At 67.0% G+C, this 14697-nt stretch carries 10 protein-coding genes; 5 read left to right on the top strand and 5 right to left on the bottom strand.

The window, feature by feature from the left end; genetic code table 11:
* The first annotated feature begins 193 nt into the window (after nucleotides 1-193).
* Both SI859A1_RS10050 and prfB read left to right on the top strand, forming a co-directional pair.
* A complete protein-coding gene (locus SI859A1_RS10050) occupies nucleotides 194-2644 on the top strand; it encodes a penicillin-binding protein 1A (protein WP_009209673.1) in 2451 nt (816 codons plus the stop codon).
* A 126-nt stretch (nucleotides 2645-2770) separates the two neighbouring features.
* Nucleotides 2771-3899, top strand: a protein-coding gene (prfB, locus tag SI859A1_RS10040) for a peptide chain release factor 2 (RefSeq protein WP_148233805.1) whose coding sequence is annotated in 2 segments (ribosomal slippage) — nucleotides 2771-2839 and nucleotides 2841-3899 — 1128 coding nt in all. Because the reading frame shifts where the segments join, the coding sequence is not laid out codon by codon here.
* A gap of 87 nt (nucleotides 3900-3986) precedes the next feature.
* On the opposite strand, the gene SI859A1_RS10035 is transcribed toward prfB, so the two are convergent.
* From SI859A1_RS10035 to SI859A1_RS10025, 3 genes are all read right to left on the bottom strand, one after another.
* The gene (locus tag SI859A1_RS10035; protein ID WP_040325663.1) at nucleotides 3987-5315 is read right to left on the bottom strand and encodes a M23 family metallopeptidase; all 1329 of its coding nucleotides are present in this window, start codon (nucleotides 5313-5315) and stop codon (nucleotides 3987-3989) included.
* A 157-nt stretch (nucleotides 5316-5472) separates the two neighbouring features.
* On the bottom strand, nucleotides 5473-6309 hold the full coding sequence (locus SI859A1_RS10030; protein ID WP_009209670.1) for a ferritin-like domain-containing protein: 837 nt from the start codon (nucleotides 6307-6309) through the stop codon (nucleotides 5473-5475).
* Nucleotides 6306-6782 carry a peroxiredoxin gene (locus SI859A1_RS10025; protein ID WP_009209669.1) on the bottom strand — a complete coding sequence of 159 codons (477 nt, stop codon included), beginning with the start codon at nucleotides 6780-6782 and terminating at the stop codon, nucleotides 6306-6308. Before SI859A1_RS10025 ends, SI859A1_RS10030 begins: the two co-directional genes overlap by 4 nt.
* 255 nt (nucleotides 6783-7037) lie before the next feature.
* Between SI859A1_RS10025 and SI859A1_RS10020 the strand changes: the two genes are divergently transcribed.
* Nucleotides 7038-10262 (top strand): hypothetical protein, encoded by a 3225-nt coding sequence (locus SI859A1_RS10020; protein ID WP_009209668.1) that lies wholly within the window; start codon nucleotides 7038-7040, stop codon nucleotides 10260-10262.
* A gap of 30 nt (nucleotides 10263-10292) precedes the next feature.
* Here the strand turns inward: SI859A1_RS10020 and tyrS are convergent, their stop codons facing one another.
* The gene (tyrS, locus tag SI859A1_RS10015) at nucleotides 10293-11546 is read right to left on the bottom strand and encodes a tyrosine--tRNA ligase (RefSeq protein ID WP_009209667.1); all 1254 of its coding nucleotides are present in this window, start codon (nucleotides 11544-11546) and stop codon (nucleotides 10293-10295) included.
* A gap of 89 nt (nucleotides 11547-11635) precedes the next feature.
* On the opposite strand from tyrS, the gene SI859A1_RS10010 reads away from it, so the two are divergent.
* Together SI859A1_RS10010 and SI859A1_RS20900 are read left to right on the top strand one after the other, a co-directional pair.
* On the top strand, nucleotides 11636-12811 hold the full coding sequence (locus SI859A1_RS10010) for an anhydro-N-acetylmuramic acid kinase (protein ID WP_009209666.1): 1176 nt from the start codon (nucleotides 11636-11638) through the stop codon (nucleotides 12809-12811).
* A 122-nt stretch (nucleotides 12812-12933) separates the two neighbouring features.
* Nucleotides 12934-13882, top strand: a protein-coding gene (locus SI859A1_RS20900; protein WP_085931393.1) for an IS630 family transposase whose coding sequence is annotated in 2 segments (ribosomal slippage) — nucleotides 12934-13269 and nucleotides 13271-13882 — 948 coding nt in all. Because the reading frame shifts where the segments join, the coding sequence is not laid out codon by codon here.
* A gap of 6 nt (nucleotides 13883-13888) precedes the next feature.
* Here the strand turns inward: SI859A1_RS20900 and SI859A1_RS09995 are convergent.
* A complete protein-coding gene (locus tag SI859A1_RS09995) occupies nucleotides 13889-14563 on the bottom strand; it encodes an alpha/beta hydrolase (RefSeq protein ID WP_024351747.1) in 675 nt (224 codons plus the stop codon).
* Nucleotides 14564-14697: the final 134 nt, after the last annotated feature.

Raw genomic sequence — 14697 nt, 5'->3', positions numbered from 1 at the left:
TGCCTGCATTGCGGGGTCGACATGCACCCATGTCCATGGCCTCGCCGCATTTGCGCAGCAGGAAAACGTTAAAAGGACGTTCGCTGCGGCCCATGCGCGGCGGATGTTGCAAATTCCCGGCCAAGGCTCCTGCGAGCCGATGCGGGGAGCATGAACCGGACCGGCGCGGCGGCGCAGGGCGGACGGAGTTTCGATGATCAGACTGCTCGGCTATTTCTTTGCCATCGGTGCCGTCTTCTTCCTCGTGGTGGCCGGCGGTTTCGCCTGGTACATCGAGAAGATGGGCAGCGACCTGCCGGACTATCAGGTCCTGGCCGCCTACGAGCCGCCCGTCACGACGCGGGTGCACGCCGCCGACGGCTCGCTGATGGCCGAATACGCCCGCCAGCGTCGCCTGTTCCTGCCGATCCAGGCGGTGCCGGATCTGGTCAAGAACGCCTTCCTCTCCGCCGAGGACAAGAACTTCTACCAGCATCCGGGCGTCGACATCGAAGGCGTGGCGCGCGCCGTCATGGTGCTGGCCAAGGGCGGTCGCATGCAGGGCGCCTCGACCATCACCCAGCAGGTCGCCAAGAACTTCCTTTTGACCAACGAGCGCACCTTCGACCGCAAGATCAAGGAAGCGATCCTGTCGCTGCGCATCGAGCAGGCCTATTCCAAGGACAAGATCCTCGAGCTTTATCTGAACGAGATCTATCTCGGCCTCGGCTCCTACGGCGTCGCCGCCGCGGCGCTGGCCTATTTCGACAAGTCGGTGAACGAGCTGACCATCGAGGAAGCCGCCTATCTGGGCGCGCTGCCGAAGGCGCCGGAGAACTACAATCCGTTCCGTGACCCGGACCGGGCGATCGAGCGCCGCAACTGGGTCATCGACCAGATGGCTGCCAACGGCTTCATCACCGCCGAGGCCGCCAGCGAGGCGCAGGAAAAGCCGCTCGACGTCAATCCGCGGCCGACAGGCACCTATCTGGCGTCGTCGGAATATTTCACCGAGGACGTGCGCCGTGAGATCATCCAGCGCTACGGCGTCGACGCGCTCTACGAAGGCGGTCTGTCCGTCCGCACGACCCTCGATCCGAAGCTGCAGGCGGAGGCGCGCAAGGCGCTCCAGCACGGGCTGATCAAATATGACGAGGAGCGCGGCTGGCGCGGGCCGGTGACCCGGGTCGAGATCGGCAGCGACTGGGGTCAGTCGCTGGCCAAGATCGAGCCGCTCGCCGACGTCCCCGAATGGCGTCTGGCAGTCGTCCTGACCGCCGAAGCGGGCCGCGTGGAGATCGGCTTGCAGCCGCCGCGCGACATGTCGGGTGCTCGTGGCGCCGAGCGCGAACTGGCGAGCATCGCCAGGGACGACATGAAATGGGCGCTGCGCCTGAACACCGAGGATCGGAAGGGCAACGTCAGCTCCGCCGCCGAGGTGCTGTCGCGCGGCGACGTCGTCTATGTGGAGAAGAAGGAAGAGGGCGGCGGCTACCGGCTGCGCCAGCCGCCGAAGGTGCAGGGCGCACTGGTGGCGATGGAGCCAAAGACCGGGCGTGTCGTCGCCATGGTCGGCGGCTTCTCCTTCGCCCAGTCCGAGTTCAACCGCGCCAGCCAAGCCTATCGCCAGCCCGGTTCGTCCTTCAAGCCCTTCGTCTACGCCGCGGCGCTGGACAACGGCTACACGCCGTCCTCGGTGATCATGGATGCGCCGATCTCGCTGCCCGACGGCAATGGCGGCGTCTGGGAGCCGTCCAATTACGGCGGCGGCTCGGCCGGTCCCTCGACCCTGCGCCTCGGCATCGAGAAGAGCCGCAATCTCATGACGATCCGGCTCGCCAAGGACATGGGCATGGACCTCGTCGCGGAATATGCCGAGCGTTTCGGCATCTACGACAATCTCGGCAAATATCTGCCGATGGCCCTGGGCGCCGGCGAGACCACGGTCCTGCGCATGGTGTCGGCCTATTCGGTCATCGCCAATGGCGGCCGCTCGCTGGAGCCCTCGCTGATCGACCGGGTCCAGGATCGCTACGGCAAGACGATCTACAAGCACGACCAGCGCATCTGCCAGACCTGCGACGCGCCGGCCTATGACGGCCAGAGCGAGCCGGAACTGGTCGACGAGCGCGATCAGGTGCTCGACCCGATGACCGCCTACCAGATCACCTCGATGATGGAGGGCGTCGTCCAGCGCGGCACCGCGACCCGTGTGGCCAAGCTCGGTGTTCCGATCGCCGGCAAGACCGGCACCACCAACGAGGAGAAGGACGTCTGGTTCGTCGGCTTCACCCCGGACCTGGTGACCGGCGTGTTCCTCGGCTACGACAACCCCACCCCGATGGGCCGTGGCGCCACCGGCGGCGGCATGGCGGCCCCGGTGTTCATCGACTTCATGGAGGATGCGCTGGAAGGCGTGCCGCCGGTCGAGTTCAAGGTGCCCGAGGGCATGGACCTGATCGCGGTGAACCGGAAGACCGGCATGCGGTCCAACGGTTCCGGCGGCGACGTCATCATGGAGGCGTTCAAGCCCGGCACCGGGCCGTCCGACACCTTCAACATCATCGGCGCCGACGAGATGGCCGGTGGCTTCGGCTCCGGGCAGGTCTCGCAGGAGGCCGAGCAGGCCATCGTCCAGGGCGGCGGTGGCGGCGGGCTGTTCTAGCCAAGCCGGCCACGGACCGTTATAGAGCCACCCCGACCGGCGATCGGCTCCGGCGTCGCCCCGCGCGACGGCGAAGCCTGCGTCGCCGGTGCGAGACCATACCCTCAGGATTTAGGAGATTGCGGCTTGCGCGCCGAGATCGAGAACCTTGTCGACGAAATCAAGCAGGCCATAAGCCTGCTGAGGAGGCATCTTTGACTGGGAGAAATCTCTCAAACGCCTCGACCTGCTGAACAACAAGGCGGAAGATCCGACCATCTGGGACGATCCGGCCGAAGCGCAGAAGCTCATGCGCGAACGCCAGTTCCTGGACACCGCCATCGGCGCGGTGAACCGCCTGAACCAGTCGCTGCAGGACAATATCGAACTCATCGCCATGGGCGAGGAGGAGAAGGACGCCGAGATCGTCAAGGAAGCCGAGGCTGCGATCCGCGAGATCAAGTCCGAGGCCGACAAGCGGCAGATCGAGACGCTCCTCTCCGGCGAGGCCGATTCCAACGACACCTATGTCGAGGTTCATTCGGGCGCCGGCGGCACCGAGAGCCAGGACTGGGCGGCGATGCTGCAGCGTATGTACATGCGCTGGGCCGAGCGCGCCAAGTTCAAGGTCGAGGTCCTGGAAGAGCATTCCGGCGAAGAGGCGGGTATCAAGTCCGCCACGCTGCTCATCAAGGGCCACAATGCCTATGGCTGGATGAAGACCGAATCCGGCGTCCACCGGCTGGTGCGGATCTCGCCCTATGACAGCCAGGCGCGGCGGCACACGTCCTTCGCCTCGGTCTGGGTCTACCCGGTCGTTGACGATTCGATCGACATCGACGTCAACGAATCCGATGTCCGCATCGACACCTACCGGGCGTCCGGCGCCGGCGGCCAGCACGTGAACACGACCGACTCGGCCGTGCGCATCACGCATCTGGAAACCGGCATCGTGGTCCAGTGTCAGGCCGAGCGTTCGCAGCACAAGAACCGGGCGACCGCCTGGAACATGCTGCGTGCCCGGCTCTACGAAGCCGAGCTCGAACGTCGCGAGAATGCGGCCAATGCCGAGGCGGCCTCGAAGACGGATATCGGCTGGGGCCACCAGATCCGGTCCTACGTCCTGCAGCCGTACCAGATGGTCAAGGATCTGCGGACCGGCATCGAGAGCACCTCGCCGCAGGACGTTCTGGACGGCGGCCTCGACCCCTTCATGGAGGGGGCGCTGGCGCACCGGGTCCATGGCGGCGACGCCGCGGTCGACGACATCGACTGACTACGCCATCGACGCACGAACATTCAGCGGGCTGCCGGAAACGGTGGCCCGTTTTGCGTCGCGTCCGGTGCAAACCGTCGGGCGGTGTCAGGACGGCAGGCGGATCCGGTCGCGAATGCGCAGGAAGCGCATCGGATCGACGGCCTTGCCGTCGCGGCGCACTTCGTAGTGGAGATGCGGCCCGGTGCTGCGACCGGTGCTGCCGACCGCCCCGATGCGCGTGCTGCGCCCCACCTCGTCGCCGACCGACACGTCGATCCGGGACATGTGGCCATAGCGGGTGGTGATGCCGTTGCCGTGGTCGATCTCGACCAGATTGCCGTAGCCGCCGGCGCGACCGGCGCGCACGACCTTGCCCGGCGCCACCGCCGAGACCGCCGAGCCGCTCGGGCGGGCATAGTCGATCCCTGCATGCAGGGCGCGCTTGCCGAGGAACGGGTCGGAACGGATGCCGAAGGTGCTCGAGCGGGTGCTTGCCGGCATGGGCTCGGTCAAAGGCAGCCGCTCGGCGACGTCGTGCAGCTTCTTCAGCGCATCGAGCGCCGCATCGAGCTCGGCGTAGGATTCCTCGAAATCGAAATCGGCGGGGGCCGGCTCGTAGGGGCCGCCGACGGCCGAACCGACGGTGTCCGGCGGCAGGTCGATCCCGATCGCAGTCAGCGCCGACGCAATGCGCACGGTGCGGGTACGGGCCTTGGCGGCGAGGCTCTGCAGGTCGCCAATCTGGCGGAGCTCGGCCATGTCGATGGAGCGTCCGATCTGGCGGATCGCAGCTTCCGAGATGTCGAAGCGGCGCGGCCCGACCTTTGCGGTCGCCGCGGCCGTCATCGGCGCGGTGCGCCAGTCATTGCCGGGAATCGCGCTGGTGCGGATCGTGTCGAGCATCGGCTCGTCCTCGTCCAGCGAATCGCCATGGGCTTCGAGCGCCGGACCCGTCTCCGAAGGCGCGTCTTCTGCTGAGGAGGAGCGCGGGTTCTGCGTCGGCAGCGGGACCGCCGTCGTGATGATTCCGGTGGCCTTGGCGCGTTCGAGGAGCGGCTGCAGCTTGTCGTAGCGGGCGGTCAGCTCCTCCTGCTGGTCGAGCAGCACCTCGACCTTGGTCTCGACCATCTTCTCGGACAGGAACTGCCGGCTCGTGGCGGTGTCGAGCTGCGCCCGCAGTGCCGCGATCCGCTGTTCGTAGTCGCGCGTCACCTTCCACTGGCGCTCGGCATGCCGCACTGTGAGGTCGTCCTGCAGAAGATAGTAGGAGGGGACCGCGACGCAGGTGACCGCGACGAGGGCGGCAAGGGCCGAGCCGAGCATCAGGGCCTTGCGGCCGATGGTGAAATAGCGAACCTGTTCGCCGCGCGCGATGATCACCGTATGCGGTTCGCGTCGATCGCCGAATGTTCGTCTGTGCTTCACCGCAGTCATTACCCATCCCCGGATACCGGGACGCGATGTCCCGTCGACCGCCTGATTACACTCGGGTAAGGTTAACATTCCTTTGATCGGCGGCGGATCGACCGCCTTCCTGCGGCTCGCGCCGCGCGTCCAAGCCCGCTTTCGCCGGCGTGACCGGCCGCCGACCTCAGCTCGAGAGCGGCGAGAGCGACCGGTAGAAGGTGGGCGTCAGGCCGGCCTCGGCGCGGGCGCGATCGTTGAAGGGCGCCTTCACGTCGCCGCGAAAGCTCGCCCGCACCAGTTCCTGAAACCGCTGTGCCGGATTGCGGCCCTCGCGGGCGCACAGGAAGCGAAACCATTTGGCGCCGATCGCCACGTGCTTCTTCTCGTCCCGGTAGATGATCTCAAGGATCGCGGCGGTGTCGGCGTCGCCGACCTCCAGCAGCTTCTCCAGCAGGGACGGCGTGACGTCGAGCCCGCGGGCTTCGAGGATCAGCGGCACCACCGCCAACCGTGCGCCGAGATCGTGTGCGGTCGCCTCGACCGCCTGCCAGAGCCCGTCATGGGCGGGCAGGGCGCCATAATGGCTGCCGAGCGATTCCAGCCGCCGCGACAGCAGCCGGAAATGCTTGGCCTCTTCCAGCGCCACGGTCATCCAGCCATCGAAAAAGGAGCGCGGCACGCGTTCGCTGGCAAAGCGCGCCACGATGTCGAGCGCCAGGTCGATAGCGTTGAGTTCGATATGGGCAAGCGCATGGATCAGCGCGATCCGGCCGGTTTCGGTGTGCACCGAGCGCCGCTTGACCGTGCGCGGCGAGACGAGGACCGGCTCGGCCGGGCGGCCCGGCCGGTCGGGCAGCGCCGGATCATGCGGGGCGTGCAGCCCGAGGCGGCGACCGAACCACAGTCGGCAGGCGAGGTTGGTCCGCTCGACCTTTTCGTCGAGATCGGCAGCCCTGAGCGCCTCGATCGCGGCCTGGCGCAGCGTCGCGGGCGCGCCGGCCTCGCGCGGTTCGCTGCTCATGTCGCAGCAGACAGCTGGCGCGCGGCCTTCAGAACTTCCTCTGCGTGGCCCGGCACCTTCACCTTGGGCCAGAGCCGCGCCACCGTGCCGTCGGGCGCCACCAGCGCCGTCGTCCGCTCGACGCCCATATATTTGCGGCCGTACATGCTCTTCTCGACCCAGATGCCGAAGGCCGACAGCAGCGTCTTCTCCTCGTCCGACAGCAGCCGGACCGTGAGCTCGTGCTTGTCGCGGAACTTGCCGTGCTTCTTCACCGGATCCGGCGAGACACCGAAGACAGGAACGCCGATCGCGTCGAACTCGCTCTTCAGCCGCGTGAACTCGACAGCTTCAAGCGTGCAACCGGAGGTATCGTCCTTGGGATAGAAATAGAGGACGTATGGTTTGCCGAGGAGATCGTCGGACGCAACCACCGCGCCGTGATCGTCGGGCAGGTTGAATGTCGGACAGGGTTCACCGGCTGAAATCGGCATGGCGTGCCATCCTTTCGGGGAAATCGTGCGCCAGGAGAGGGTGACTGGACGAATCAGCCTGTGGCTGACGATCTGGTGGCGAAGATGCCGGATGAGATGCGCGGGCGAAAGCATGCTCCGCGCGACGTATTGTTCAACGCGCGGCGTCCGGTTCGAAACGGCGTCGGCAGGGGAGCGCCGAAACGCCATGTCTGCGCAGAGTCCATTCCGTCCTGCGCACGAGGCTGGTCACAGTCCGGAGGCGTTTCGCCGAAGATGAAGATTGTCGTCCGTATCCTGGCCGGCACGGCCAGCATCGCGATCTGCGCGGCTTTGCTGATCGGCGGGCTTGCCGCCGCCATCCTGTGGACCGATTCCGGCCAGGACCTGCTGCGGCGCAAGACCGAGGAACTCGCCTCGAACGCCCTGGGTCCCGGCTATGTCGTCGCGCTGGGCCAGCAGACGATCGGCATCGGCCCGAGCGGCAGGATCGGGCTCGGCTTCTCCGATGTCGCCCTGCGCGATCGCGAGACCGGAGAAACGGTCGGCACGGTGGCGCTGGTGCGCGCCGGCATCGGCGTCTCCAGTCTGCTCTACGGCAGTCTCGCGCTCGAAACCCTCGCCGTGGAGCGGGTGCGGCTGGACCCGGGCAGCCTGGATGGGGAGGGCGATGGCGAGCCCTTCGTCCCTGACGACATCTTCCGGACGGCCGATCGCATCTTCACGGCCCTCGATGATGCCGGCCTGCGCCTGCTGGAGGTGGCCGACGTCGCCGGCCTGAGCGGCGATACCGACACGCGGCTCGACCGCCTGACGGTCAGCCGCGTCGGCCCGAGGGAGACAACCATCGATCTGACGGCGCGCCTTGCAGGCCATGAGGTCGCGGTGGCCGGGCGCGCCGCCTTGGCCCCGGACGGCGATAGGCTGGCGGGACTGACGCTACAGACAGCTCCGCTGCCGCTTGCTTTCGGCGAACCGCCGCAGGACGCGGCGGACCGATCCGTCGCCTTCGAAGGTTCGGCTTCGCTGGCCGCCGAACTCGCCACCACCGAGGCTGGCCGGAACCTGCGCGTGCGGCTGGACGCCGGCGAGGGTCGCCTGGTCGGCCGCATGCCCGTCGCGCTGCGGAGCGGCGTCCTGGAACTGACGGTCGACGAAGGGCGAAGCTATGCGCGCGTCTCCGCTGGGCGCGTCGAGACCGCTTCGGTCGAGGCGGAGTTTCGCGGTGGGTTGAACCTCGTCGCCGACGCTGCCGGCCATCACGGATTCAGTCTCGCCAGCTCGCGCCTGATCTCGACCGCCGGGGGCGCTGGTGCGGCGCCACGATCCGCCGAGCTGACATTGGGCGGCTGGATCGATCCCGCCGATGCCGCGGCCGACATCGAGCGTCTGGTGCTGGATTCCGGCGTGGGCGGGCTGGCCGGGTCCGCTGCATTGAGCGGTATGGAGTCCGAGGACCGGATCCGCGCCGACCTCACCTTCGACAACGTCGATGCGGCCACGGTGAAGGCCTTCTGGCCGATCATCATCTCGCCCGAGGCGCGATCCTGGGTGATCGACCATGCCGGCGATGCGGGCAGGGTAGAGGGCGGCAATTTCGCGCTCGACGTGTCCGTCGAACGGCTGCCGAAGATCCTGGACCCCGAGATCAGCCCGAGCGCCGAGGAAATGCATCTCGCCCTCGCCATCGACGGCGCCGCCTTTGCCACGATCGGCGATCTTCCTGACCTCTCCGCCGTCACGGGCGGTCTGGATTTCAGAGCCGGAAAGACGGTGATCTCGGTCGCCTCGGCGACGGTCGCAGCGGTTCCCGAGGTGACGATCCTGCCGTCCTCGCTCCAGTTCGAACGCGAGGAGGCCGGCGTGATCGCGTCGCTCTCGCTGAATATCGGCGGACCGGCCCCGGCGCTTCTGGAGATCGCCGACCGGGACCCGGTCAAGGCGCTCGACAAGATCGGCTGGAAGAGCGACGAGGTCTCGGGCGCCGCGACGGCCGGGGTCAACGCCCGCTTCCTTCTGGGTCGGCCGGGCGAGAAATCGGTTCTGCAGAACTGGACGGTGATTGCCGAACTCGATGATGTCGGGCTGAAGCGCCGGCTGGAAGGACGGCAACTCGGCGCGATCACCGGCATGGCCAGCCTCTCGCCCGGCACGGTTTTCGGCGAGGTGGACGCGACGATCGACGGCGTCCCGGCCCGGATCGCCTTTGCCGAACCGCTGGAGCCGAACCCGGTCGGCGAGCGGTCCCTGACCATCACGACCGAACTGGAAAAGGGCCAGCTGCAGGCCATCCTGCCGACCTTGGACGACGTTGTGGACGGCGCCCTGTCGGCGACCCTGGTGAGGTCCGGCGACACTTATCGCGCCGCGATCGATCTGTCGGCCGCGCGCCTGCGGCTGCCGGCGACGGGCTGGAGCAAGGGGCCCGGCGTGCCGGCCTCGCTGTCCTTCGACATGACGACAGACGACAACGCGCTCAGCCTGACCAACGCCAAGCTCGAAGGCGAAGGGTTTCATGCAGAGGGCCGGGCCGAAGCCGACGGCGGGGGTCTGAAGTCGGTGACAATCGACAAGGCGGCGTTCAGCCGGTCGGACGATTTCTCCGGCAGCGTCCGGCGCGAGGGGGGCGGCTTCAAGGTGGCGCTGACGGGACGCAGCCTCGATGCGCGGGCGGGCCTTGCCCGGCTGCGCGCCGGCGGCATGGCATCGGCCACCGATACCGGAACCCGCCAGGCGCCGCTCGACCTGTCGATCGCGGTGGATCGCCTGATCGGCTTCGGCGGTGAGGAACTGCGCAATGCCACCATCGCCTTTCGCCAGCAGGCGTCGGGCGCGCCGGTGGCCGACATCGCCGCCGTGGCGGCGGACGGTTCGCCGCTGCGGCTGGCGATCCAGAAGCGGGGCGAAGGCCGCAGCGTCGAACTGAGCACCGACGATGCGGGCGCGCTGCTGCGCTTCACCGGGCTCTATTCCAACATGTATGGCGGCAAGGCGCGGCTCGCCATGGCGGGCAATCAGCCCGCCCAGTATGGCGGCCAGCTGGCGCTGCAGGATTTCACGCTGGTGAACGAATCGCGATTGGCCCGGCTCGTTGGCACGACCCGCGACCGCGAGGCCAGTCTTGCCGGCGCCGTGGGGCAGGAACTGCAGACCTCGGATGCTTATTTCGACGCGGCCTCGGCCCAGCTCGCCTGGAACGGGTCGCGGCTGGTGGCCCGCGACGGCATCATTCGCGGACCGATCTTTGGATCGAGCTTCGAGGGGGTGATCGTCGACGACGCCCAGCGCATCGCCATCGACGGGTCCTTCATGCCCGCCTATGGGGTGAACCGCCTGTTCGGCGCGATCCCCTTCTTCGGCGGCATTCTCGGCAATGGCCAGGAGGGCGGGCTGATCGGGATTACCTACCGACTGGCCGGGCCGCTCGACGACCCGACCCTGTCGGTCAATCCGATCTCCGCCATCGCGCCGGGCATCTTCCGGCGCATCTTCGAGTACTGACGCTCCCGTAGCGCGGGCGCGTCCGGTTGCTCAGTCGGCGGGCCGGACCAGCACGTGCTTCTTGCGCCCGACCGACAGCTTGACGACGCCCTGGACGAGGGCGTCCGTGCCGACCATCAGCCGCTCGTCGGTCACCTGCGCGTCGTTGACCCGCACGGCGCCGCCCTTGATGTGCCTGCGCGCTTCGCCGTTCGAGCTGGCAAGGCCCGCCGAGACCAGCAGCGACAGGAGACCGACACCTTCGGCCAGCGACGCCGCCGGAACCTCGATGGTCGGCAGGCTGTCAGCCAGCGCGCCTTCCTCGAAGGTCTTGCGGGCCGTCTCGGCGGAGGCTTCGGCAGCGGCGCGGCCGTGCAGCATGGCGGTGACCTCGTTGGCCAGCACCTTCTTGGCGTCGTTGATTTCCGAGCCGCCCAGCGCTTCGAGCCGCGCAATCTCGTCCATCGGCAGGGTGGTGTAGAGCTTCAGGAAGCGGCCGACATCGGCGTCCTCGGTGTTGCGCCAGTACTGCCAGAAATCATAGGCGCTGAGCATGTCGTCATTGAGCCAGATCGCGCCCGAGGCGGTCTTGCCCATCTTGGCGCCCGACGAGGTGGTCAGCAGCGGCGAGGTGAGGGCGTACAGATCCGCACCCTCCATGCGCCGACCGAGATCGATGCCGTTGACGATGTTGCCCCACTGGTCGGAGCCGCCCATCTGCAGCTTGCAGCCGGTCCGCTTGTAGAGCTCGACGAAGTCGTAGGCCTGCAGGATCATGTAGTTGAATTCGAGGAAGGACAGCGACTGCTCGCGATCGAGCCGCAGCTTGACCGAATCGAAGGACAGCATGCGGTTGACCGAGAAGTGCCGACCGACATCACGCAGGAACGCGACGTAATTCAGCTCAAGCAGCCATTCGGCATTGTCGACCATGACTGCATCGGTCGGCCCGTCACCAAAGCGGATATAGGGCTGGAACGACCGCTTGATGCCGGCCAGGTTGGACGCGATCGTGTCCTCGGTCTGGAGCTTGCGCGCCTCGTCCTTGAACGATGGATCGCCGATCATGCCGGTGCCGCCGCCCATCAGCGCGATCGGCCGGTGACCGGTCTGCTGCATCCAGTGCAGCATCATGATTTGCATCAGCGAGCCGACATGCAGGCTGGCGGCCGTCGGATCGAAGCCGATATAGCCGGTGACCGTCTCGCTGCGGAACAAATCGTCGAGACCGTTGTCGTCGGATGTCTGGTGGATGAAGCCGCGTTCGGCGAGTGTCGCCAGGAACTCGGACTTGAAGCGGGTCATGGAATGGTGATCCTGTTCTTTCGCCGGAGCGGCAGGCGCTCCGCAAGATGTGGGGTGCGGTTTATCAGCCCTGCGCCAGAATTCCAGTTGTGGAGCCGAAATTGCGCCAACCGAAGCTGCGCCGCGCCATCGGTCTGATGAGCGGCACGTCGCTCGACGGCATAGACGTGGCACTGGTCGATACGGATGGCGAGACCGTCGTCGAACGCGGACCGGCGCGGGTCTACGCCTATGAGGCGGCATTCCGCGACCAGCTCGCCGCGGCGCTGGAGAGCGCCAAGACGATCCGGCAGCGCGACGCGCGTCCCGGTGATCTGGCGGCGCTGGAAGTCGCGCTCACCCGGCGACACGGCGAAGCGGTCACGCGCTTCCTCAAGGAGTGCGGCATCGACAAGGCCTCGGTCGATGTCGTCGGCTTTCACGGTCAGACGGTGCTGCACCGACCGGCCGAGGCGCTGACGGTCCAGATCGGCCGGGGCGATCTCCTCGCCCGGCAACTGGGCCTGCCGGTGGTCCACGACATGCGCGCGGCCGACATGGTGGCGGGCGGACAGGGCGCTCCGCTCGTGCCCGCCTATCACGCGGCGCTGGCTGGCAGCCTGCCGGCGGACCGCCGGACCTATCCGGTCGTCTTCGTCAATATCGGCGGCATCTCGAACGTCACCTGGCTTGATGGCGAAACCGATCCGGTCGCCTTCGACTCGGGACCGGGCAATGCGCTGCTCGACCAGTGGCTGCAGCGCGAGGCGGGCATCCCCTACGACCAGAACGGCGCCATCGCCAGCGAAGGCGGTCTACTGGAGGGCATGGCCGAGCGCTATCTGACGTCGGACTTCTTCGCCAAGCCTGCGCCGAAATCGCTGGACCGTTTTGACTTTCCGGTTCCGACGCCCGGCAGCGGCACGCTGGAGGATGTGGCGCGGACCCTGTGCTTCGTCAGCGCCACGGCCATCCTGAAGTCGGCCGAGCATTTTCCGGCCAAACCGAAGCTCTGGATCATCTGCGGCGGCGGGCGCCACCACCCGGCGATCATGGCCGATCTGAGAGCCGGTGCCGGACCCGATGCGGCAGTCGTCTCGGCGGAGGAAGCCGGCTTCGACGGCGATGCCATGGAGGCGGAGGCCTGGGGCTATCTTGCCATCCGGTCGCTCGATCGCCGGCCGCTGACTTGGCCGACGACCACCGGCTGCCGCGAAGCGGTCACCGGCGGCGTCCTGTCGCTGCCGGATGATGCCGGAGACGCCGAACCCGGCACCGATCGCTGACAGGCGTCTCGGTGCCGGGTGTCGAGGCCTAGAGCGGTTCATCGACTGATGGAATCCGTGCGGATTCCGTTGGGGCGTGATGTGTGATTCAAGATGCTGGCTGGAGTAGGAGGCCAGCATCGATGACCCGACCTCTTTCCAATGATTTGCGTGAGCGCGTTGTGGGAGCGGTTCTGGCTGGCGAGAGTTGCCGGTCAGCCGCCAGTCGGTTCGGGGTGGCGGTTTCCTCGGCGGTGAAGTGGTCGCAGCGCTACCGCCAGACCGGCTCGGTGGCGCCGCGCAAGATGGGTGGGCACCGCAAGCGGGTGCTCGATGCGCACCGCGACTTCATCATCGAGCGGATCAACGCGATCCCGCATCTGACGCTGCACGGGCTGAAGGACGAACTGGGCGCGCGCGGGATCAAGGTCTCGCATCATGCCGTCTGGCTGTTCCTGCGCCGCGAGGGGCTGCGGTTCAAAAAAAACTCTTCACGCCCTGGAGCAGGCACGCGTCGACGTCGCCCGCAGACGGCGGCGCTGGCGATCGGGGCAGGCCCGGATCGATCCACAGCGGCTGGTCTTCATCGATGAGACCTGGATCAAGACCAACATGGCGCCGTTGCGCGGCTGGAGCCCGAAGGGCAAGCGCCTGCGTGGTTTTGCGCCACATGGCCACTGGCGAACTCTGACCTTTGTCGGGGCCCTGCGCTGCGACCGCCTTGCCGCCCCTTGCGTCTTCGACGGACCGGTCAACGGCATCTGCTTCCGGGCCTATGTCGAGCAGGTCCTGCTGCCGGTCCTCAAGCCCGGCGACATCGTCGTCATGGACAATCTCGGCAGTCACAAATCGGCTGCCATCCGGCAGTTGATCCGGTCGGCCGGTGCCAGCCTGCGCTACCTGCCGGCCTACTCGCCCGACCTCAATCCCATCGAGCAGGCTTTCGCCAAGATCAAGCAATGGATGCGCAGGGCCGAGAAGCGCAGCATCGAGGATACCTGGCGCCATCTCGGCGCCCTCGTCGAAACCATCCAGCCCGGCGAATGCGCAAACTACTTCGCCAATGCCGGATACGCTTCCGTCAAAACATGAACCGCTCTAGCGCAGACGCTTCGGCCGCGGGTCGCTGAGTTCGCCGGCCAGACGCCGGTCGAGATATTCGGAGCATTCGCCGAGAAGCTCGTCGGTGTGCTCGCTGTAGAAGTGGTTGGCCCCTTCCATCGTCTTCTGGGTGATGACGATGCCCTTCTGGGTCTTCAGCTTGTCCACGAGGGTCTGGACGTCCTTCGGCGGTGCCACCCGGTCCTTGTCGCCATGGATGATCAGGCCCGAGGAGGGGCAGGGGGCGAGGAAGGAGAAGTCGTAGGAATTCGGCTGCGGCGAGATCGAGAAGAAGCCTTCGATCTCGGGCCGGCGCATCAGGAGCTGCATGCCGATCCAGGCGCCGAAGGAATAGCCGGCGACCCAGCACTGCTTGGAATCGGGATGCAGGCTCTGCACCCAGTCGAGCGCCGAGGCCGCGTCCGACAATTCGCCCGAACCGTGGTCGAACTCGCCCTGGCTGCGGCCGATGCCGCGGAAATTGAAGCGCAGGGTGGTGAAGCCGCGCTCCACGAACATGTAGAAGAGCTTGTAGACGATCTGGTTGTTCATCGTGCCGCCGAAGCGCGGATGCGGATGCAGGACGATGGCGATCGGGGCGTTCTTCTCCTTGGCGGCCTGATAACGGCCCTCCAGGCGGCCGGCAGGGCCATTGAAGATCACTTCGGGCATAATAATGTTCCTCGGCGAGCGGGATGGCTCGGCTGGCCTGACTTGACGAAGCCGAAGTGGCCTCGTAGGGTCCAGTTTAGAATGATTCAAAACTACGGGCGTCTATCAGGCGTCTTGTAGTCCGGGCGTCGTCG

Origin of the sequence: Aurantimonas manganoxydans SI85-9A1 (assembly GCF_000153465.1) — a bacterium.
In the GTDB taxonomy this organism is placed as follows: domain Bacteria; phylum Pseudomonadota; class Alphaproteobacteria; order Rhizobiales; family Rhizobiaceae; genus Aurantimonas; species Aurantimonas manganoxydans.
The sequence above is the reverse complement of the archived record's forward strand: the minus strand, read 5'-3'. Positions and strand labels throughout refer to the sequence as shown.

What these genes read in the sequence shown, in the direction of transcription:
- SI859A1_RS10050 (WP_009209673.1), top strand. Translation starts at nt 194, where the DNA reads ATGATCAGACTGCTCGGCTATTTCTTTGCCATCGGTGCCGTCTTCTTC.
- SI859A1_RS10035 (WP_040325663.1), bottom strand. Translation starts at nt 5,315, where the DNA reads ATGACTGCGGTGAAGCACAGACGAACATTCGGCGATCGACGCGAACCG.
- SI859A1_RS10030 (WP_009209670.1), bottom strand. Translation starts at nt 6,309, where the DNA reads ATGAGCAGCGAACCGCGCGAGGCCGGCGCGCCCGCGACGCTGCGCCAG.
- SI859A1_RS10025 (WP_009209669.1), bottom strand. Translation starts at nt 6,782, where the DNA reads ATGCCGATTTCAGCCGGTGAACCCTGTCCGACATTCAACCTGCCCGAC.
- SI859A1_RS10020 (WP_009209668.1), top strand. Translation starts at nt 7,038, where the DNA reads ATGAAGATTGTCGTCCGTATCCTGGCCGGCACGGCCAGCATCGCGATC.
- tyrS (WP_009209667.1), bottom strand. Translation starts at nt 11,546, where the DNA reads ATGACCCGCTTCAAGTCCGAGTTCCTGGCGACACTCGCCGAACGCGGC.
- SI859A1_RS09995 (WP_024351747.1), bottom strand. Translation starts at nt 14,563, where the DNA reads ATGCCCGAAGTGATCTTCAATGGCCCTGCCGGCCGCCTGGAGGGCCGT.